The 21589-nt window shown below is 54.1% G+C and carries 15 protein-coding genes and 1 tRNA gene; all 16 read right to left on the bottom strand.

The features are described from left to right. Positions 1 to 41 precede the first annotated feature (41 nt). A complete protein-coding gene (locus RRB22_13315) occupies positions 42 to 1571 on the bottom strand; it encodes an RNA-directed DNA polymerase (GenBank protein ID MDT8385383.1) in 1530 nt (509 codons plus the stop codon). Continuing rightward, on the bottom strand, positions 1568 to 2539 hold the full coding sequence (locus RRB22_13320; GenBank protein ID MDT8385384.1) for a hypothetical protein: 972 nt from the start codon (positions 2537 to 2539) through the stop codon (positions 1568 to 1570). Before RRB22_13320 ends, RRB22_13315 begins: the two co-directional genes overlap by 4 nt. 109 nt (positions 2540 to 2648) lie before the next feature. Then, positions 2649 to 8573, bottom strand: coding sequence for a DUF3320 domain-containing protein (locus tag RRB22_13325; GenBank protein MDT8385385.1), 5925 nt, complete (start codon positions 8571 to 8573; stop codon positions 2649 to 2651). Positions 8574 to 8714: 141 nt separating this feature from the next. After that, positions 8715 to 9335: a TPM domain-containing protein gene (locus tag RRB22_13330; GenBank protein ID MDT8385386.1), complete on the bottom strand. Its 621-nt coding sequence runs from the start codon at positions 9333 to 9335 to the stop codon at positions 8715 to 8717. Continuing rightward, on the bottom strand, positions 9335 to 10210 hold the full coding sequence (locus RRB22_13335; protein ID MDT8385387.1) for a TPM domain-containing protein: 876 nt from the start codon (positions 10208 to 10210) through the stop codon (positions 9335 to 9337). The genes RRB22_13330 and RRB22_13335 overlap by 1 nt, the downstream gene beginning before the upstream one ends. A gap of 5 nt (positions 10211 to 10215) precedes the next feature. After that, a complete protein-coding gene (locus RRB22_13340; GenBank protein MDT8385388.1) occupies positions 10216 to 10818 on the bottom strand; it encodes a LemA family protein in 603 nt (200 codons plus the stop codon). 552 nt (positions 10819 to 11370) lie between these two features. Continuing rightward, positions 11371 to 11457 (bottom strand) — tRNA-Leu (locus RRB22_13345). A 229-nt stretch (positions 11458 to 11686) separates the two neighbouring features. Further along, on the bottom strand, positions 11687 to 12763 hold the full coding sequence (locus RRB22_13350; GenBank protein MDT8385389.1) for a chemotaxis response regulator protein-glutamate methylesterase: 1077 nt from the start codon (positions 12761 to 12763) through the stop codon (positions 11687 to 11689). A gap of 32 nt (positions 12764 to 12795) precedes the next feature. Further along, a complete protein-coding gene (cheD, locus tag RRB22_13355) occupies positions 12796 to 13422 on the bottom strand; it encodes a chemoreceptor glutamine deamidase CheD (protein ID MDT8385390.1) in 627 nt (208 codons plus the stop codon). Between the two features lie 47 nt (positions 13423 to 13469). Then, entirely contained in the window at positions 13470 to 14360 is an 891-nt protein-coding gene (locus RRB22_13360; protein MDT8385391.1) for a protein-glutamate O-methyltransferase CheR, read from the bottom strand. Positions 14361 to 14466: 106 nt separating this feature from the next. Beyond that, positions 14467 to 17049 (bottom strand): methyl-accepting chemotaxis protein, encoded by a 2583-nt coding sequence (locus RRB22_13365; protein ID MDT8385392.1) that lies wholly within the window; start codon positions 17047 to 17049, stop codon positions 14467 to 14469. A gap of 204 nt (positions 17050 to 17253) precedes the next feature. Beyond that, on the bottom strand, positions 17254 to 18009 hold the full coding sequence (locus RRB22_13370) for a ParA family protein (protein MDT8385393.1): 756 nt from the start codon (positions 18007 to 18009) through the stop codon (positions 17254 to 17256). A 125-nt stretch (positions 18010 to 18134) separates the two neighbouring features. Then, on the bottom strand, positions 18135 to 18656 hold the full coding sequence (locus RRB22_13375; protein MDT8385394.1) for a chemotaxis protein CheW: 522 nt from the start codon (positions 18654 to 18656) through the stop codon (positions 18135 to 18137). A 94-nt stretch (positions 18657 to 18750) separates the two neighbouring features. Continuing rightward, positions 18751 to 20829 (bottom strand): chemotaxis protein CheA, encoded by a 2079-nt coding sequence (locus RRB22_13380; protein ID MDT8385395.1) that lies wholly within the window; start codon positions 20827 to 20829, stop codon positions 18751 to 18753. A gap of 4 nt (positions 20830 to 20833) precedes the next feature. Continuing rightward, positions 20834 to 21196 (bottom strand): response regulator, encoded by a 363-nt coding sequence (locus tag RRB22_13385; GenBank protein ID MDT8385396.1) that lies wholly within the window; start codon positions 21194 to 21196, stop codon positions 20834 to 20836. Positions 21197 to 21239: 43 nt separating this feature from the next. Further along, positions 21240 to 21551: an STAS domain-containing protein gene (locus tag RRB22_13390; GenBank protein MDT8385397.1), complete on the bottom strand. Its 312-nt coding sequence runs from the start codon at positions 21549 to 21551 to the stop codon at positions 21240 to 21242. Between the last annotated feature and the right edge of the window lie 38 nt (positions 21552 to 21589).

A 21589-nucleotide genomic window follows, 5' to 3' on the forward strand; every position in this document is an offset into this window, starting at 1 on the left:
TGCAAAATACGGCATCAAATGCTTTGTTGGTGGGCTTTAAGTTACGGATTCAGGTCAATATCAACATGCACCCCATTCATTGAGAAAATGGCCAACGATTGAATCTCAACAGTTGTTTCAGGTTCGCGAGCGAGCGTTACATTCCCACTCGCCATACGAAGCGGCTGAGCAACAGCTTGTGCCGCATTAGTACCAAGCGAAATAACCCTATCAATTTCTCCTGTACCTACTGCTCGAGCTACTTCCGATTGAAAATAGAACGCAGGAATTTCCGAGGAAACCTTCGAAAGCTCAATCAATCGATCAGGTGTCGCCAGATATGCAAGACGACCAATACAATATCTTGCTTTAGGCAAAACACGTTTGGCGGCAAAGCCACTTACCTGAGATAGTTGGTCAAGCGATTGACAAAGCTTCTGATCATACTGAGACCGGAGCATCCGCGCCTGATTCAAAACACTCTCAGGTGAAATCTTACGCACAACTTTTTGGAACCACTGCCTTTGAATCAGATCGCGTGACCTAGCCACGAATCGTCTGTCTCTTACCGCACCTGTGTAATCGGGCAATGGCATACGAAACCCTTCGTTGAACAAAGAATTTCGTATTTCAACTGCCTTCTCAGGGTGCCAAAGTAGAAGTCGCTTTAAATCGCCGACTAGCGTCATCCATGAGATTGGCTGTCTACTATCCGCGAAGTCATGCTCTCCGTGTAGCCACTCTAATGGGCTGATACTCATACTTTTATCTGAGTTCTCATCATGTAGTTCTAAATCCAGATCTCTCAAAAGGCTATGCAAAAGAGCAGATGAACTGCAAACTTCCTCTACCGAACCAACAAGCACAACATCATCCACATACCTGAAGTATTGTGCCGATGCTGTCGCAAGTGCCTCATCGACCTTGGCGAGTACAAGATTCCCTATAAGATGGCTGAACATAGGCCCTGTTAGAATCCTGCCAGGCTCATTCTGATTTGTACTGCCATGATCAAAAAGTAGTTTTTCACCGAGCGATCGAAAGCGAGAAGACAAGCCTGACTTGCTACATGCTTCCTCCCATACCCGATGACCAATTTCAGTCTTTATTGAAGGATAAAATCGTTTGATATCGAAAAACTGAACAACTGCATTTGGTTGTTCTCGGCAAACGGCTGATATAGCTGCATGACGATCTTTTAGCCCATTCATGTAGCGCGAGAACACTCCTGAAAGATCATTATCTTCCACTGGCAAATAGCTGAACACGCGCTTGTGAAGTGAAAACGCCTTGCCTATATTGGCGCATTCGCTTATCAGAACAGCTTCAGCAAGTGCTTCATTTGGTCCTGGAAGGTACATCTCCCGGTGACTAATCGAACCATTAGCATTAACGCCCTTAAAATGTTTGGCTCTCATGTAACCGGGGTCGGTCCGATGGAGTACCAGATCAACAGCGACATCTCGTGCCCAATGATCTGTAAGTGTGGCAGAATTCTCCAAATAGTAACGAAGCCCTAGATAGGAAAGCACATCTCGCCGCCGGTATTGATTCACGGCACGGATGGCAAATGTACCTGGCCTAATTTTCATGATGACCGTTTGAGTTCGATCGGCATCACAGCCAGAGTTACTCGGCTGGTTTCCGATGGAAGTAGCGGCAATTTAAAGCGAGCAGTTGAAACATATATTAGGTCTTGTCCATCCTGATCGAATTTGTAATTTCCAAACCTTTTCCAAACAGTCGTAAACTGCTTGTGCAACCAAGGAAGCAGCCCCCCTGATGTCGTAGCTTCGTTCATGGCTGGTTCAATCCATACAGCAAAGCTTTGTTCACCTGATGCATACCGAAAAAGCTCGTCTAACTGTTTTTTGGCTGATTCTCTCTTATTGTCTTTTTCTAAGAAACCGTTGAAGTTAGCAACAACAAGCAACTTGCTTGATGAGTCAGAAGAAGTACGTACACACCTCGACACCAAATCAGTGGTGCTCATAGGGTCTAAAACATTCCAGCTAATGAATTGTGAAGTTACAAAGATTGCTTGTTCAGTAAGCGCTGGCGTCAATCGTTCAAGCATCTCTTTGGCTAAATTTCGAGAATGATCAGATAACTCAGCACCTATGAAGTGAACATCAAGTGGTAATCGCGGTAACACCTTTTGTTTTCTCAACTCTGCCAATGCACAAAGGAATGAAAATGCAGCAGCACCTGCCCCGCACGGTGCATCAGTCAGGCTAATAGTATTGCCCGCAGTGCACCGGATAAAGGTATTCGAGGTTGTGCCGGCCTCGTGCTTTGGATCTAACACCGCCAGCAGAGCTCTTGCCGCTGAACCATCAAAGGCCTGTGCGAAATGCTGTTCTGCACTTTCCTTTGTCAACCCTCCGACTGGACCTCTATTTGAATCACGCTGTGTACCCAAATCACGCAAATCATAGGCATCCACAATATCTACGTAGGCTTTTGACAAGTCATTCGGCAACTCCAATAGATCTGATGACTGACACCAAAGTACAGATGGGATCATAGACGGATCCAATAGACGTGGTTCCTTTTTCATTGTTTTTAACGCCTGTGCATCACATCAATCTACAATTAAAATTTCAAATAATCGAAACATAAAGAACCAGTCATACATTCGCAACATACTATGCCTGGAATATGTCTCATCATTTCCCTCTATTCATTGAGATACAATTTACAAGCCTCTCCCTAACCTCTTCCATCACCCGCCGAACCCCAATCAAACGAGCCATTTCCGAAACGCTGTCATCTACCGAATCACACTTCTGATGTGCATGTCTGGCTAATGCATTTAATTCTTGGCTTGAAATCTCATCCACCGGTCGTCTGCCATTTTCCGAATAACGAAATACTTGCCATTCACTCGTATCAATCTCCTCTGGCCAAAAGAATCGCCCGACCTCCTCGATGGTAATCGGATATTGCTTTTCGGCAATTTGAAACACTCTGTCGCGTATTCGATTACCGGTACGTACCCAGCCGTGGGCGCGGGCGATGCGTTTGGCGAGTACGTCATCACGCACGGGGCCTTCGATTTCGATGACATGGGCAATCATGGTTTGCAGAGCTGCATCATATTCAGCATTAAAGAAAGTATCTGGATTGACGTCTGTGACTACGGAGGCGGGATCAGCATCATGAAACATCAGCTGATCTGTTTTCTGCTCTGGCTCAATGCTTGCGTTGTTACGTGCATAAACGGAGCTGGCGACTTTTAAAGTTGCTTCTTCAACTAGATCTTCTTGTTGAGCTGGACAGATCGTTTTCGGTACATTCGTTTTCTCAACAACGGCCGTTTCTATCTTATGTCTTTCAACGTGTTTGGCCCGTTGCTGTTCTAGTAGACGTTCCAGCTCTGTATGTACTTTGTCGAGCGCACCTGCGGCGTCGTGCCACCAGTCAGTGGACCAGATGCGAGCAATCTCCCAACCCAAACCACGCAATACCCGTTCTCTTATTTTGTCGCGATCTCGGGCCGTTGCAGAACGGTGGTAGGTGGCACCATCACATTCGACACCGGCGAGGTATCTGCCGGGTGCATCGGGGTCGACCACACCCAGGTCGATGCGGAATGATGAGACGCCCACTTGTGAGTGTACTTGCCAGCCTTTGCGTCTTAAGGCTTCTGCTACTGCTTCTTCGAATGGACTATCGTAGTCGCCAATCGAGCCGGTGACAGCTTCTGCTAGTGCACGGGCACCACGCTCTGCGAATTCCAAAAAGTGCTTAAGATCCCTGACACCCATGGATTGGGTGCGGGACAGGTCAATCTGTTCGGGGCGTAAGCTGGAGAAAACCCGCAATGCGTGCCGGGCACGGGTTACGGCAACATTGAGACGGCGTTCGCCGCCACTTTTGTTCATGGGGCCGAAGTTCATTGAGACCTTGCCGGTAACATCCGGGCCGTAGCCGATAGAGAAGTACATGTGGTCGCGCTCATCACCCTGAACACTTTCAAGATTTTTGACGAACACCGGTTCTAGTGCATCTTCGGAAAAATAGGGTTCGATGTCAGGATGCTGGCGGCGTGCTTCGTCGAGCAAGTCTTCGATAAGGCGTTGTTGTTCTGAGTTGAAAGTAACGATGCCAATGGTGTGTTTGGATGCCTGAAAATGTTTGTCACGTAATTTGGCCACCACTTCATTAACCAGGGCCTTTGCTTCGGGTTTATTGATTCTGGCGCCACCTTTCTCATAGACACCCTCCTCTACCCAACGAAAGCTGACAGCGCGGTCATCTGTTATCGGCGATGGGAACGTTACCAATTCACCACCGTAGTAGCGATGATTAGAGAAGGCAATCAGGCTTTCGTGACGGCTGCGGTAATGCCAGTTGATATTCAGTGTAGGCAGGTTGGCACCGATGCACTCGTCCAGAATGCTTTCCAAGTCGGTCTCTACATCTGAATCAACATCATCATCGCCGCCCGATTCGCCACGATTAAAAAATGAGGTGGGAGGTAGCTGTTTTGGATCGCCCACCATCACCACCTGTTTGCCACGGGCAATGGCACCGATGGCATCCCAAACAGGGATTTGTGATGCTTCGTCGAATACCACTAAATCAAATAGCGCGGTTTCTGCTGAAAGGTATTGGGCGATGGAAAGCGGACTCATCAACAAACAAGGCGTCAGTTTGGTGATGGTGCCAGGCATTAAACCGATTAATTCACGCAAGGGCTTGTGGGCCCGTTTTTTCTGCATCTCTCGACGAAGAATGCCCCATTCCGAACTTTTGGTAACGCTGTCCTGATCTGGGAGGTCGGCACACAATCCGGCGTGGATATAACTTTGGGTCAACTGGGTAAAACGATCATCCAGTTCATTGAAATTAGCGATGCGCTTTTCATGCTCGGCGGAAACAAACCCACGCAATACCTCATCGCCATCAACCATGCTATTGAGCCACCAGCGGCAATAATCCGCCTCAAAGGCTTCTTGCACATTACCCAGCTCAACAAGGCCTTGCTCTATGCCCACGACCAACGGTTCCAGCCTCAGTGACACGGCCTCTTTACGGACCTTGCGCCATGCACACCAGGCATGGAGTTTGGGCTCCATGGGTGGAATAGCGGTGCAGAGCTCGGCAATTCCAGCTGGACTATCGCCGGCGTTTGTCATCATCTCAGCGACAGTGACGCCAGCTTTCGAGGCGAATCCATCCAGGGCAGTATTGAACGCTGCCAATGCCTTGAGATAATGGTTACCTGCACCAGTGACTGGCCCTGCGGCATCGAGCAAGGCATTGCCATCACCCAGCAGTTTTTCCATTGCCGATTTTATTGCGGTGAGTGTGTCTGCATCTGTTGCTAGAGCGGCAATCGATTCAGACAAGGCTTGATGAAATTGCTGCGCTTGCGCAGCCTCATCCAATCGCGTCTTAAGACCATTCCACAAACCTGCCGTTTTAGCACCAAGGTCGTCCAGTTCGGAAATGTTGGCCTCAAGTCCTTTAAGCTGTTTTATTTTCTCCAGATCTGCGGCCACGTCAATTTGATGTTTACCCTGAATAAAACCGGCCAGTACTTTTTGTACGCTACGTTTACCCAACCAGCTCATAGGCCAAAAAGCTTTCCCTGCCTTTTGCCACTGCTCATTCAAGCCATCCACTTCAATTTGGATGACCTCTTCTCGATAAGGCGCTGAGAGTTGTTGGAAGGTCTGTTGATGCTGTTTGATGTATTGCGTGCCTTTTTCAAGATCGTCCATCAAACGGCGGACATCGGGACGCAATACAAAACGCCAATCGTAACCGGCAGCCTTAGGCAAGGTGTTTGCCAGTAGCGATAAACCATGACGACTGCGCTCGTCAAGATTGCTTACAGATAAACCCAGCGCCTTGCTAAAAGACTCTGCGGAGGTTTCCAGTTGTCCCGATTTAGGTACCAGCTGCTGGGCTGTCTGAATGATTTCCTGCTGCCAATGGGGAGACCAATCATCGTGGAATATTTGCGCCAATGGGCTATCGGCAATTTTACCCACTTCACTGGCGTTCACATCCAGGCGGTCTGCCAACGCCCGTAGCCGATCCAAGGCATCAACATCATGCGCATCCATGTTGGGCCATTGCAGACCAAGTTTTGCAATCTCCTGACCGGCGACAATCTGGCCGATAGCGCGATATGCTGTCAGACCATTATGCCGTTTACAATGAAGCTGCCTGACAAAGCCATTAAGCTGATCACGCAGGGCTTTAAGCTTGCCAGCCTCTCTGTTCCACTCATTGGCATCAATGCCGCCTTTGGAATCCCAGGCACGACCCAGTTGTTGCAGTACATCCAACTTACGCGTCTTGCTTGAGTGCAGCTCCAGACAAAAATCGCCCAGTCCTACATCGCGTAGACGGCGATAGACCACGTCCAGTGCGGCGATCTTTTCAGAGACAAATAGCACGGTTTTTTGCTCTGCCAGACACTGGGCAATCATGTTAGCGATGGTCTGACTTTTGCCGGTACCTGGTGGGCCGATCAGAACAAAGTTTTTGCCCTTGGCCGCCGCCATCACCGCTGAAAGCTGAGATGAATCTGCCGCTAGTGGGCAGAAGGTTTCTTCGGGTCCATGAAGTTGATCCAGCTGTTTGGGATCGGGAAAACTGACCGTGCTCAGATAAGGATCACGTGGCGTCTCAATCAGATGACGTACCACCGGGTTTTGTTTTAGCTGATCGGTGCGATCAACCAGGTCTTTCCACATCAGGTACTTGGCGAAGGAGAAGGTGGAAAGAACAACCTCTTCCGATACCTCCCAGCCTTTAATCTCTTTTACGGCCTGGGATACTTGTCTCCAAATTTTATGGATATCCAATCCATGGTCATCTTTAGGTAACTCACCCTGAGCGACTGGTAGTTCAAGTTCAAAATCCTGGCGTAGCATCTGCACCAGGGTTGGGTTAAAGCGTGCTTCATCATCATGCAGGGTCTGGCTAAACCCCTCACGCATGCTTTTACGATTAAGCACGATAGGGATAAGAATCAACGGGGCACGATAACGTTTGTCGTCCTTGTCATCACGGCTCCAGGAGAGAAATCCCACGGCAAGATACAAGGTATTCGCGCCACCTTCTGAAAGTGTGGCTCTGGCAGTTCGATAAAGCTCGGTTAAGCGGCCATCCAGTTCGTCCGCCTTGATCGGCACATGCACTTCATTGCGGCGTAATGCATCAAGCGCATGTTCACGATAAAGATCTTCCTGAGTTCTTGATTCATGAATGCTGCGGTCGCGCATATCAGAACCATTCATCAATTCAGGGCGCGGCCTAAGCTTGAGGGTATTGCCATCCGCAAATCGATCTTCTAATTGTCCGGGATCAGGGGCGTCGAGCGTGATCGCACGTTTACTGGCACGGAAGTTGAGCAGGTTGTTGCGTAAAGAGAGATCCAATAATTTGCGTTGCCAAAGATCGAGCCGATCAAGTGGCTTGCCTGATGCCTCTTCAGTTCTGCGAATCTCATCATCGGGGAGATCGGGGGCCTCATCAAATACAGCTTCCTGCTCCTCGTGTTGTTGTTGTGCCAATGGTGTACTTCTAGTCTCATCACTTGCCAGCGGTTTGATACGCTGTAATCTTGCCCGGCGGATATCAACCACCATTTCAAACTTGCGCTCTTCCTCTTCAGCAATCTGTTTTTCGCCCTGTTCGATGGCTCGTTTAAGGGCTGGGCAAGGTCGTTTTGTCAGCAAGGTGGTTTCAAAAACAACCAACTCTTTCAGTTTTACTCGCTTTCTTAACGCGGTGACATCATCCACCACCACTGTAGAAAACTCCTCGCTTTTAAGCCAAACGCCTGCGAATGAATGTCCCTGGGTAAACACAATGAGAGGATTTAGACCGCATTGCTCCAAGGCTGCGCAAATCAGCAATGTGCTATCCAGGCATGTGGCAAGCCCGGCATCAGCTACCTGACCCGGATTTCGGACTTTCTGGCCGGTGCGTTCAAAACTTGCCGGCGGGAGGGCGTAATCCAACCCCATGGAACCAATTGCCGCCCAAATAGCAGAAGCCAATTCCCAGGCTCTTTTCGGGCCACCGGCATAGCCATCCAGGGCGGCGTCTTTTTTGTAGTGGCGAAGGATGGCTGCAGCTTTTTTCAGTAACCGCTCCACCTGCGCATCATTGGGTTGAACATAGGCTGCGATCATTTCCGGCATATGCCCGATGCCGCTCCATTGGGTTCGTGGCAACAAGTCGATGACTTGTTCGCAATCCGCAATAGGCTCATCTTTTGACGTTAGGGTTACCGAGACTTGTATGGTTTCAGACTCGTTCAATCGCCCTAACATACCACTATCTAATTGCAAATCGCGAACTGAAATATGAAACTTTTTCCCTAGAGAGACGGCATCAATATGCCAGATTTTTGTTTTGAGAAAGGAAGGGGTAGATGAGAGCGTTAAGGTTAAGTCGCTTAGTTCTTGATCACTATCATTGATCAAAGCCAACTCTAACAATACAGGCACCGAGTTTTGAAAAAATGCCAGATTGAATTTTGGTGAAAATACCGCCTGAATGCGAATTGACTTATCCACAACCTCGGGCTCTTCTAAAGACTCTTGTCCCATCACTTTTTCCATGTGTCCCAAAATTACGGTGTTTTTTAAATATACTTATATAGCACAAGGCCGGCGTGTAGTATCTTCTCATCAGCCTTGAGTACGTCCGCCAACTCTCGTTTTACGGACACCGCCCTTCACCATCAACGATCATTCAATGCATCAAAGTTCGATTAAGTGATTGGAAAGCTCATTCTTATTGCCGGCCTGAGCCGGGAAATGTTCAGCCAATATATTTCCACAATCTTCAATTGCGGCAACAAATCCCTGCATGTGTTGTTTTTCTTTTACTTTTAAAACAAAGTCACGGACGACCTTATCCCATGTCCCTTCTGGTACTCTATCGTTGATCCCCTTATCGGCAATCACTTCCACATAATGTTCCGCCACCGATACAAACAGCAGGATACCCGTGCGCCCTTCTGTGTTTTGCAGGCCTTGCAAAAAGAACTGTTCCCTTGCGACACGTGAGGCACGCAGGTGCTTGATACTTTTCGGTACCAGTGCGTACTTTAACAGGGGAATCCGGAAAAGCGTCACCAGTACCAGGAATGTGCCGATCTGAATGGAGAACAACGTTGTGGTATCCCACCAGGTCCCTATCAGTATGAATATGGCTGGTACCGTTAAGGCAATCAGTGATGCCCATAGGCTTGGAATAAACCAGTAATCATCACTCGCTGGTGCAATCACCGTGATCAACTCACCGGTGGTACGGAGTTCGGCCTGTTTGATGGCTTCACTAACGGTCGCTTTATCTGCCTCTGTGAGCAAACGTGTCATTACCATCCTCCCGAGGCACCGCCGCCCCCAAATGAACCACCACCCCCACCGAAGCCACCGCTGCCGAAGCCGCCACCACTACCATACCCTCCGCCATAATATCCGCCGCCAAATCTGCCACCACGTCCACCATCGATGTTATTAAATAGATGGACCACCGTCGACGCCAGCGCGACCAGAAAACCAAATTCAAGACCACTCATCAAATAACCAATACCAAGGTTGCCACCGAACACAACCATGGATGATTTAAAAATCCCAAGCCACGCCTTTAAAAAGAAACCCAAAATTAATGTGATAAAGATAAAACCGATCATTTTTTGAAAATAATTCTTCTTAACAGGCCGAGATTTTTTAAAGGCCTTTGCATCAATCGACCCACTCAAAATGCCAGTAATGGCGGCGGTTCCATTTTTAATGCCGCCGGCGAAATCTTCCTTCTTAAAGCGCGGGATCATTTCATAATCGATAATTTGTTTCGACAGGGAATCGGTCAGTGTGCCTTCTAACCCATACCCCACTTCGATGCGGGTCTTGCGTTGATTTGGCGCTACAATGAGTAATACACCATTGTTTTCATCCGCCTGACCAATCCCCCAATGTCGTCCCAGTTGATAACCGTAGTCCGCAATATCATAGCCCTGCAGAGTATTCAGCGTGACGACAACAACCTGGTTGGTGGTCTTGTCTTCATGTGCCTTTAACTGTTGAGTCAGTTGCTGTTCGTCCACATTGGACAACAGGTTGGCCGTATCAACGACACGCCCTGTCAGCTCGGGGAAATCCGGAGCCGCCTGCAGGCCGGTCGCAAACAGCCAGAATACAACGCCTATAGCGAGAAGCTGTACCCACCGACGATGGTAGTCGCGAGAAATCACGACTAGAATTTCACCTCAGGGACCTGTTGCACTGCTTCCTCTACCGTGAAGTTCGCCATCGGTTCACTCTCGGGGTAAAGAAAGCTTTTCCACCACTTGCCCGGAATCGTTCGCAGCTCGGTGTTATAGCGTTTTACCGCTTCGATATAATCCCGTCGGGCAACGGCAATACGATTTTCGGTGCCTTCCAACTGGCTTTGCAGCGTAATAAAGTTTTGCGAAGATTTCAGTTCTGGATACCGTTCTACCGTCACCAATAACCGTGACAAGGCTGAACTCAATGCTGCCTGGTTTTCCTGGAATGCCTGAAATGCCTGCGGATTGTTTATGAGCGATTCATCGACCTTCATGCCCGCTACCTTGGAACGGGCTTCGACCACCGCGGTGAGCACTTCTTTTTCCTGCGCCGCAAAGCCTTTGACCGTACTCACCAGGTTGGGTACCAGATCGGCACGACGCTGATAGGTATTCAATACCTGTGACCACTTGGCTTTGGCTTCTTCATCATACGTGGGGATATTATTGATGCCGCAGCCGGATAGATTGAGTAACAATAAACCCAGTCCCAAAAGCCATGCAGTTTGATTCATATGTTTGATGGTCATTTTATAAACCCCTTAAGTAGGCCTCGTCTTAGAGACGATATCTGAAACCGTTCATTATTTTATGTTGAGAGAAAACGCACCCTGTAATGCGGTTCCACCTTAAAAATCACCCGTCGACCCTTTACTTTTTGTCGATTGCCATTTTCGGCCATTCATAATGCTCTTTAATATGATCGAAAATCGATTCGAGAAACATAATTCCAGTGAAATCAATGGTTTATTATGGTGTTGAACACTTCAGTTCGAAAGTGCAATAGCTTTGGGATTGGGGCTGCCGGTGCTGATGGCCCTACAAGCGCATTCCCTGCCCTAAATCTCTCGCCCTAATCCCTTTCCAACCCCCTTCCCGGAGCCCTCCCCGAACCCCCTACCCGCAACCCGCAACCCTCAACCCTCAACCCATATACTGTCACAAGTAACCCCTATTTTCTGTAGGCAATGCCCTACACGCGGCGGGTTTTTGCCCGGCATGCTGGGCCGTGGTCTGCGCAGAGACGGGAGGGTGTTGGGGGTGGTTTATTGCGGGGTATGGCGGGAGATAGTGCTTGGAGATGGTGCCCGGGGCCGGAATCGAACCGGCACGACCTTACGATCGAGAGATTTTAAGTCTCTTGTGTCTACCAGTTTCACCACCCGGGCGGTGTCGGTTTGAAGACGGTGGGGATTGTACCGTCTGTCCGGGGAAATTGGGAGTTGAATTTGGTGGCGGATCACGGGCTTAGCCTGCTTTTCTCACTACCCTTCTACTGCGGGGGTCTACTGCTAGGCGCTGTCGGGCTTTAGCTGACGGAGTGGCGGCTTTGCTGATGGCTGGGATTGGCTTGCGTTTGTTTATCAACCACTGCGGCCAGAATTGGGCCGCTACGCGCTATTTCCTGGCGATGAGTTTGAGCACGGCCTCGGGGATTTTGAGCAGGGGCAGGATCTGGTCGACGCCGCCGAGTTTGACGGCTTCGCCGGGCATGCCCCAGACGACGCTGGTCTTTTCGTCCTGGGCGATGGTGGGGGATCCGGCCTCCTGCATCTCTTTCATGCCCTGTGCGCCGTCGTTGCCCATGCCGGTGAGGATGACGGCGATGGCGTTGGCGCCGACGTTTTGGGCGACAGAGCGGAACATGACGTCGACCGAGGGTTTGTGGCGGTTGACCTCGGGGCCGTTGTTGAGGCGGCAGATGTAGCGGGCGCCGTCGCGCTCGACCAGCAGGTGGCGGTTGCCGGGGGCGATGTAGACGTGGCCGGTGACGATCTGCTGGCCGTCGGTCGCTTCACAGACGGTCATGGCGGAGAGGCCGTCCATGCGGGCGGCGAAGGGGCCGCTGAAGGCTGCGGGTATATGTTGGGAGATGACGGTGCCGGGGGTGTCGGCCGGCAGGCGTAGCAGCACTTCCTTGATGGCCTCGGTGCCGCCGGTGGAGGCGCCGATGGCGAGGATGCGGTCGGTGGTTCTGAAGTGTCGGGCGTGGGCCTTTTTGGCCAGGATGGCGTCGGCCGAGAGGCGGGTGGAGGCCTTTGGGCCCGCAACCTCGCGGCTCAGGGCGCTGACCCTGGCCTGGGAGGCGATGCGTACCTTGGCGATGATCTCGTCGGCGTATTTTTCCAGGGTGTGGGCCAGATCGGTCTTGGGCTTGGAGACAAAATCGATGGCCCCCAGCTCCAGCGCCTCCAGGGTGATGTCGGCGCCCTTTTCGGTGAGCGATGAGACCATCACCACGGGCATGGGGCGCAGGCGCATCAGATTGGAGAGGAAGGTCAGGCCGTCCATGCGCGGCATTTCCACGTCCAGGGTGAGGACGTCGGGATTCAGCGCCTTGATCTTTTCCCTGGCCATCAGCGGGTCGTGGGCGACGCCGATCACTTCGATGTCGGGGGCGCTGTTGAGCATCGCGGTGAGCATCTGCCGTACCAGGGCGGAGTCGTCGATAATCAGGACTTTGATCTTGCTCATCAATCAGGGACTCGGTGAGTTGCGGTTGGCGATCAAAACAGCTCGATATCGCCCGAGGCCGGGGCCAGGTCGATCTCGTGCATGTAGGCCACTTCGCGTTCGGCCACGGTGCGGTTGTGCATGGTGCGCAGCTTTTTCATGCGCGCCTTGCCGGTGATGGGGTCGTACTGGATCTTGCGCGGAAAGATGTCGCCGAGGTCGTCGGAGATCAGGGTCAGGCCTTCGAGGCGGATGTATTCCAGGGCGAACTCGATATTGCGCTTGCCGACATCGGTCATGTGCGACAGCACCCGCCCGCCGCCGAACAGTTTGACCTCGAGGTTTTTGCGCTGCGCGCCATTCTTGAGGATCTCGTTGATCAGGTGCTCCATGGCGAAATTTCCGTAGCGCGCCGCGTCGCTGTCCTTGATGCCGACGTTTTTGGAAATGGGTAACATGAAGTGGTTCATCCCGCCCACGCCGGCATAGGGGTCGCGGATGCAGGCGGAGATACACGAGCCCAATACGGTGGTGATCATTTCATTATGGCGCGTCACGTACAGCTCGCCGGGCAGGATCTTGGCGACGAGGGTGTCGTTGGACTTGTCCCAGTAGCGTTTGATGTGCGCAAAGCCGTTCAGCGCGCGCGGCAATTCTTCCGAGTGGGCCGGATTGGCCATGCTCAGTACAGACCTTGATCGTGGGTGGGCAACAATGTCATGCGCGTCTATTTCTCTTTCTGATAAATGGTTTTGCCGATCAGGCGGTAGCGTTCCGTTTTCTGGAACATGGTCTCCGAGTGTCCGAGAAACAGATGGCCATCGTGCCCGAGCAGGTCGGCATAGCGGTCAAACAGCACCTGCTGGGTGGGCTTGTTGAAGTAGATCACCACGTTGCGGCAGAAGATCAGGTCAAACGGGCCCTTCATGGGCCAGTCGTTCATCAGGTTGAGTTGCTTGAAGGTGATCAGCTCCCGCAGCTCGGGCGACATGCGCACCTTTCCCGCATTATCGCCGCTGCCTTTTTTGATCCATTTTTGCAGGCGCGATTTTGTCATACCCTCCACCCGGTTCTGCTCATAGACGCCGTTGCTGGCCTTGGCCAGCACCTTGGTGTCCAGGTCGGTGGCGAGGATGCGCACATCCCAGCTTTCGCCCCTGCCCTGTTTCGTCGCAGCCAGCGCCTCCTTCACCACCATGGCGATGGAATAGGGTTCTTCGCCGGTGGAACAGCCCGCCGACCAGATGCGGATACGGCGCTCGGCGTTTGCCTGGGTCTTTTGCTGCATGATATTCGGCAACAGTGTCTTGCCGAGAAACTCAAAGTGGTGATCCTCGCGAAAGAACGAGGTCAGATTGGTGGTAATGGCGTTGACGAACTGCACCATCTCGTCGTCGTGGCCCTTTTCCAGCAGCTGGCAGTATTCGCGGAAGGTCGCTAACTGCAAATCGCGCAAGCGTCGCGACAGTCGGCCATAGACCAGATCGCGTTTGTTGTCCGAGAGCATGATGCCGGTGCGCTCCGCGACCAGCTCACGGATAAACTGGAAATCCTTTCTGGTAAAGCTGAACTCGCGCGCCTGCCCTGAGTCCAGTTGCAGCGCTCTGTTGTCTGGCATGAATCGTATTCCGTAGTAAGAAAAAAGCCCCAAGGATAACCTAAGGGCTTTTTACAGTTAGCCCCGAGGGCACCCTAAGGACGTTGGTTAATGTGCGAGTAGCGGCCTAGAACTCCTCCCACTCGCCATCGCTATCGTCATTGCGCGGTGCTGGGCGACGACGCGCGGGCGCCGCCGGTCTGGCCGAGGCACTGGGGCGTGAGCCGCGCTGTGGCTCACGATGTGAACCTCGTTGTGAATCACGCTGTGAATCACGATATGAGCCACGCTGTACCGGAGCCGCTGCGCGACGGTTGTTGTCGCCGGTGTTGAAGAAGCCCATCAGGTCATCCAGTGCGGCGGCCTGATCGTTCATCGCCTCGCTGGAGGCGGCGGCCTCTTCCACCAATGCCGCATTCTGCTGGGTCATCTCATCCATTTGCACCACGGCCTTGTTGATCTGGTCGATACCGCTGGCCTGTTCCTGGCTGGCGGAGGCGATCTCGGCAATGATGTCGCTGACCTTCTTCACCGAGTTGACGATCTGGCTCAGGGTCTCGCCGGACTGATCGACCAGCTTGCTGCCCTCGCCCACTTTCTCCACGCTCTCGTTGATCAGGGTCTTGATCTCCTTGGCGGCCGAGGCACTGCGTTGTGCAAGGTTGCGCACCTCGGCGGCGACTACCGCGAAGCCGCGACCCTGTTCACCGGCGCGGGCCGCTTCCACGGCTGCATTCAGGGCCAGCAGATTGGTCTGGAAGGCGATCTCATCGATGACACCGATGATGTCCGCGATCTTCTTGCTGGAGGAGTTGATCTCCGACATGGCGGCAATCGCCTTGCCCACTACCTCGCCACCCTTGGTGGCCTCATCGCGTGCGCCGCTGGCCAGTTGCGTGGCCTCGCGGGCGTTGTCGGCATTCTGGCGTACCGTGCCGGTCAGTTCTTCCATGCTGGAGGCGGTCTCTTCCAGCGACGAGGCCTGTTCCTCGGAACGCTGGCTGAGGTCGGCGGTGCCCTGTGAGATCTCATTGGCCGCCGAGGCGATGGTGCCACTGGCGGTACCGATCTCGGTGACCATGCTCATCAGTTTGTTCATGGTGGCGTTCACGGCATCGCGCAGTTCGGCGAATTCACCCTGGAATTCTCCGTCCATACTCTGCGTCAGATCTCCTTCGGCCAGGCCGGAGATGACGCGCCTGGTTTCCTGCACCGGTTCCACCACGGCGTCCATCAGGTTATTGATGCCCTCGCCCAGGCCCTTGAGGAAGCCGACGTATTTATCCACATCGATGCGGTTATTCAGCTGACCGGCGACGGCGCCTTCGATCATGCCCTGGATCTGGCGCTCGGCGTCTTTCTGTTCGGTGATGTCTCGCCACTCCACCATGTTGCCCATGTACTCGCCATTGGGTCCGGTGATCATGGTGGCATTGACCTCAAACTCCACATCGGCGACCCGCATCTCGGCCTTGGCGGGCAAGCGGCGGGGATCGCTCAGCAGGGCGCGCTGATGCGCCGGGTTTTTATGAAAGACGTCAATACAGGAGCCGACGAGAGTGTTGATATCGAAGCCGGGCCAGATCTGGCGCAGCTCGGCCTGACGCGGGCGCATCATTTCGATCACCGCCGGATTGCAGTAGGTGATCACCAGATTCGCGTCGCAGATCATCAGGTTGGCCTGCGCGCCGTCCACCGCGGACTGCAGGCGTGACACCTCGATTTCCTTGGCGCGAACATCGGTGACATCGGCCCATTCCAGGGTATTGCCGATGTAGTTACCGGCGGCGTCGATCTGCGCCGTCACATTCAGTGAGAATTTCAGCGGCCCGACCTGGATGTCGGTCTTGTATGGCAGGTTATTGGGATTGCTCAGCAACTGGCGCTGATGGGCAGGATTGGCATGAAAGGCATCGATGTTCGAACCGATCAGGGCATCGGACCTGAAGCCGGGGTACACCGAGCGCATGGTGGCCTCGTGCTTTTTCATCAGATCGAGTGTCGATTTGTTGGCGTAGGTGATGTTGAAATCCCGGTCGATCATCATGATCGCCGTCATTGCGCCGTCTACCGCGGATTGCATGCGGATGATCTGATCGTTATCACGAATGCCTCCTTCCACTACCTTTTTGCTCGCTACCATTGTCTTGTCCTCTATATGGGTGTTGCCAGTATGTTTCGCCGCCAGCATCGTGGTTGCGACAGTATTCAAAGCATCCGTCCAGGCGCCCTGTACCTCCTCGGTCCAGAGATCGCCTGCAAATTCCGCCATAACGTCTAATAGTGTTTCCGCCACCGCCGTGTAGTGCTCCGGCTTTGCCCCGTAGCCGTGATGCTTTGCACCCAGGCTGGTCAGGGCGGGGCCTAGCGCCTCGGGTTTGCGCAGGTTGTTGATCACCAGCACCAGCGCGCCCAGCAGTTTCTTTTCCTGTTCCGCCACGCTGGTGTTGGCGAACATCGGCCTCACCCCGGGGTAGCGCGCGAACAGTTCCTGATAGAAACGTTTCACCAGCGCCTCGCCCTGTGGCGCGAGGGCCGCAAAGGTCTCTTCCAGCAGCTCGACATTTAAACCCGGCTCAGGCTTTTTCACCCGGGGTGTACGCCGCCTTTCCACCGGCTTGGTTTTCACTTCTGCAACCGGCGGCTTGTCGCCATCCTTCATCCATGCCAACGGGTCTGCGCCCATTTTTGTTTTTTTCGTAGGGGCCATCGTTATATCTCCGTTACCAGCCGTTCCAGCTTGAGTGTGAAAAAACGTCCATCATTACCGTCATGTAGATTGCCAATAGCCCCTTTTTTACGTGCTGGGCCGGCACACTTTTCGCGATGCCACGCAGTGGACATTCACCGCTGCGGGGTTTTGATTCTGAAGGGGCGGACTGCACCGCAGCCGTGTCTGTATAAGTGTTCATTGTTAATGCCACCTTTCTGTGGTGAGTTCTGCGGCCATCCTGCGATAGTCATCGGCGCCATTGCCGGCGCCCTTGTATTCAAAAATGGTTTCGCCATAGCTGGGGCTTTCGGCCAGCGCCACGGTTTCGCGAATCGAGACCTTCATTAATTGCCCGGGAAAATGTTCCTCTAGACTCTCGCGCACCTCGCGGGCCAGACGCCGCTGTTTCTGGTATCGGGTCATTACCAGGTGTTTGCGCAGGGTCCGCTTGCAGGTCTGTTCGACAAATTGCAGGGTCTCCATCAATCGGGTCAGGCTGTGCAGGGCCAGAAAATCGCTGGACACCGGAATGACCAGATCCCCGGCCGCAAACAGCGCGTTCATGCCCAGCAGGCCTGCCGCGGGCGGACAGTCGATCATCACCACGTCATAGTCATCGGCCACCGGCGCCAGGGCCTTTTTCAGGCGCATGCCGCGCTGGGTGCCGCCCTCGCTGACGTGTTCCATATTGGCCAGGCCGGGGCCGGCGGGGATGGCGTCGAGCTTGTTGCGGGTGTGCACGATGTAGTCGGTCAGTGGTTCGCCGTCGAGCAGGATCTCATCCATGCCCGGCACATTCCTTTCCGACACGCCGAGGCCGACGCCAAGGTGGCCCTGCGGATCCAGATCCAGCGCCAGCACGCGCTGGCCTGCCAGGGCCAGGGCATGTGCCAGGTTGAGGGCGGTGGTCGTTTTGCCGACCCCACCTTTCTGGTTGATTACCGCGATCACCTTCATTACGCTCCGTTTCTCTTTGCTTCCAATGACTTCACGTTACTTTTCGTTACCGCACATTACTTCACGTGAGGTCTGTTTCCCGTTAGTACAAATGCGTACTACTGTGGCATCACAATGCGCCTGCCCTATTTCGCCACACGCTCAACAACGGCCATCTCGGAGGCGTTGAGCAGACGATCGATATCCAGCACGATCACCATGGCGTTTTCCAGCGTCGCCAGTCCCTTTACAAAATCCACATCCACCACGCTGCCAAAATCGGGCGCCGGTTTGATGGACTCTTCCGGTACGTTGTAGACATCGGACACCGCATCCACCACCAGGCCCATCACGCGGCTATTGCCGGTATTGGGGTCTTCGACGCGGAGCACGATCACCACCGTCATCGGGCCGTATTCCACCGCCTCCAGATGAAAGCGACGGCGCAGGTCAACAATCGGTACGATGGTGCCGCGCAGATTGATCACGCCGCGAATATAATCCGGGGTATTCGGGATCGGCGTTACCGAGTCCCAGCCCTTGATCTCCTGCACCCGGAGAATGTCTACGCCATATTCTTCGCCGGCGAGCATGAAGGTGAGAAACTGGTCTCCGTCCGATTCCATGCCCTGCTGAATGTCATGCGCAATATTTTTTGCTGCGTCCATCGACCTGCTCCTCTTGCTTTCGCCTGTGCTGCGTCAATTTTTAAGGGCCGCTTTAATCCGCGCCCTGAAACCGTTTATTAAATGCTGTGTTATCTCAGGCCGCTGCCACTGCGCCGCCGGCGGAGTGATCCCCGTCACCCGAGGCCAGGCGTACCACGCCCGACACGTCGATGATCAGCGCGACGGTGCCATCACCCAGAATAGTGGCCCCGGAGAGTCCCTCTACGCGGCGGAAATTCGTTTCCAGACTCTTGATCACAACCTGTTGCTGGCCCAGCAGCTCATCGACCAGCAGGCCGCCCTTCTTGCCGTCACCCTCGACCACGACCAGCAGGCCATTATCTAGCGTGCGATTGTCGGGCTCGATGCCGAAGGTCTCGTAGAGCCGAATGACGGGCAGGTAATCGGCACGCAATTGATACAGTTCGGCCTTGCCGGCGATCTTGTTGACGTTCTTCTTGTTCACCAGCAGCGATTCGACAATGGAGATCAGCGGGATAATGTAGGTCTGATCGCCGACCCGCACCAGCTGGCCGTCCAGTATCGCAAGGGTCAGCGGCAGGCGGATGGTGAAGGTCGATCCCTCACCCAGCACGGACTTCACCTCGACGCCGCCGCCGAGTGCCATGATGTTGCGTTTGACCACATCCATGCCGACACCACGACCCGACACGTCGCTCACCACATCGGCGGTGGAGAAGCCGGGCTGGAACAATAGTTCCGCAATCTTGTCTTCGGACAGCACATCGTTGGGACCGACCAGGCCGCGTTCGACGGCCTTGGCGAAAATCTTTTCATGATTCAGGCCGGCGCCGTCGTCGGTAATCTCGATAACGATGTTGCCGCCCTGGTGATAGGTGTTCAGGCTGACCACGCCGGTTTCGGGTTTGCCGGCGGCGCGGCGCACTGCGGGTGACTCGATGCCGTGATCAATGGAGTTACGCACCAGATGCACCAGCGGATCGCCGATCTTTTCCATCACGGTTTTATCCAGCTCGGTCTGCTCGCCGGACATGGTGAGTTCTATCTTCTTGTTGAGCTTGGCACTAAGGTCGTGGACCATGCGCGGGAAGCGATTGAAGGCAAAACTGATCGGCAGCATGCGAATGCGCATCACGCTTTCCTGCAACTCGCGGGTGTTGCGTTCCAGTTCGGCGAGGCCGTCCTTGAGTTTTTCCACCCGGCTCATGTCGAAGTCTTCACCCAGCTGGCCTAACATTGATTGGGTGATCACCAGCTCGCCGACCATGTTGATCAGCGCATCGACCTTGTCGATACCGACGCGAATGGAAGAGGATTCCGGGGTGGATGTCTTGCGGCGGTTATCGGTCTGCCGGCGATCCTCGCTGCTGCGGCGGTCATCGGCGGGATCAACGGCCTGCAGGCCGCTGTCGTTGTGCGGGTTCTGTTCGCCGGCATTGCTAACGGCAATTGTTGAGTCTTCTGTGCCGGCCAGTGGCGTGATCTCCAGGGTGCAGTCGTCATCCACCCACTCAAAGATTTCATCGATGGCGGCCTTGTCCACCGCGCCGCTGAGGCTAAGGTTCCAGCTGAGATGGGATTCCTCGGGTGTCAGTTCGCTCAGCGGCGGCAGGCCGTCCATATCCACTGCGACCTGTAGCTCGCCGAGGCCGGCCAGCTCGCGGAACATGCGCACCACGTCGTTGCCGGATTGCAGCATGGCCGGGAAGGGTTTGAAATAGATGTTCCAGCCGGTGCCACCCGGTTGGTCCGCAGTGGAGGCGGCGGCGGTCTGCTGCGCGGCGGCCACCAGTTTGGGTTGTTGGGAGCCCAGCATCTTGTCGAGGCCGGCCTTCACCTGGTTGATATGCTCCTGATCCACAGGCTCGCCGTGTTGATCGGCGCTGAGCAGTTCGCGGATGCAGTCCACCGAACTCAGAAACAGGACGATGGCCTCCTGGGTAACGGCGCGCTCGCCATTGCGGACCTCATCCAGCAGGGTTTCGACCACATGGGTAAAGCTGGCGATCGCATCCAGGCCGAAGGTGGCGCTGCCACCCTTGATGGAGTGCGCGGCGCGAAAGATATTGTCGATAGCCTCGGCGTCGGCCTCACCCGGGCGCATCTCCAGCAACACGGACTCCATGATCTCCAGGCCTTCGAGGCTCTCTTCCAGGAAGGTGACTTTGAATTGTTCCATGTCGATGGTCATAGGATTAACCCGTTACCTTTTTGATGGTGGCCAGCAGCTGCTCGGGATTAAACGGCTTGACGATCCAGCCGGTGGCGCCCGCCGCCTTGCCTTCCTGTTTCTTGTCCATGCCCGCTTCCGTGGTCAGCATCAGGATGGGGGTAAATTTGTAGGCCGGCAGGCTGCGCAGCTCCTTCGCCAGGGTGATGCCATCCATGCGCGGCATGTTGACGTCGGACAGCACCAGGTCGAATTTCTGACCACGGGCCACGTCCAGTGCGGCCTGGCCATCGGCGGCTTCGGTCACCTGATGTCCCGCCCCCTTGAGGGTGAAGGCCACCATCTGCCGCATGGATGCGGAGTCGTCTACTGCCAGGATGTTCGCCATCGTGTTCTCCTAAATGTCTTCTGTGCCCCAGACGGCCTCGCGGCTAGGTCGGGACGGATTCGAGCTGTAAAAAGGGGGATAGGCCGAGCAGTGCCGCGGATTGGCGAAGGGCCGGTGAGGGGTCTTTCCAGTGCACCGTCTGTTGCTGGGAGTGGGCGTCCTGCATGAAGGCGCTCAGCAGCTGGAGGGCGGCCGTGTCGGCGCGCTCGACCCCGCTGGCATCGAGCTCGACAGGCTGCTTGGTCGTTAAGGCCTCCAGCAGCTGTAGCCGAAAATCCGCCACGCTGGTGATGTCCAGCACCTCGCCACAGCAAATGCGCAGAGCCTCCGCGCCTGTCCCCTGCTTGCCTGTCATCGCTCACCCCTGTCAATACAAACCACACAACTACCAGT

The organism is Gammaproteobacteria bacterium, assembly GCA_032250735.1.
Classification (GTDB): domain Bacteria; phylum Pseudomonadota; class Gammaproteobacteria; order SZUA-152; family SZUA-152; genus SZUA-152.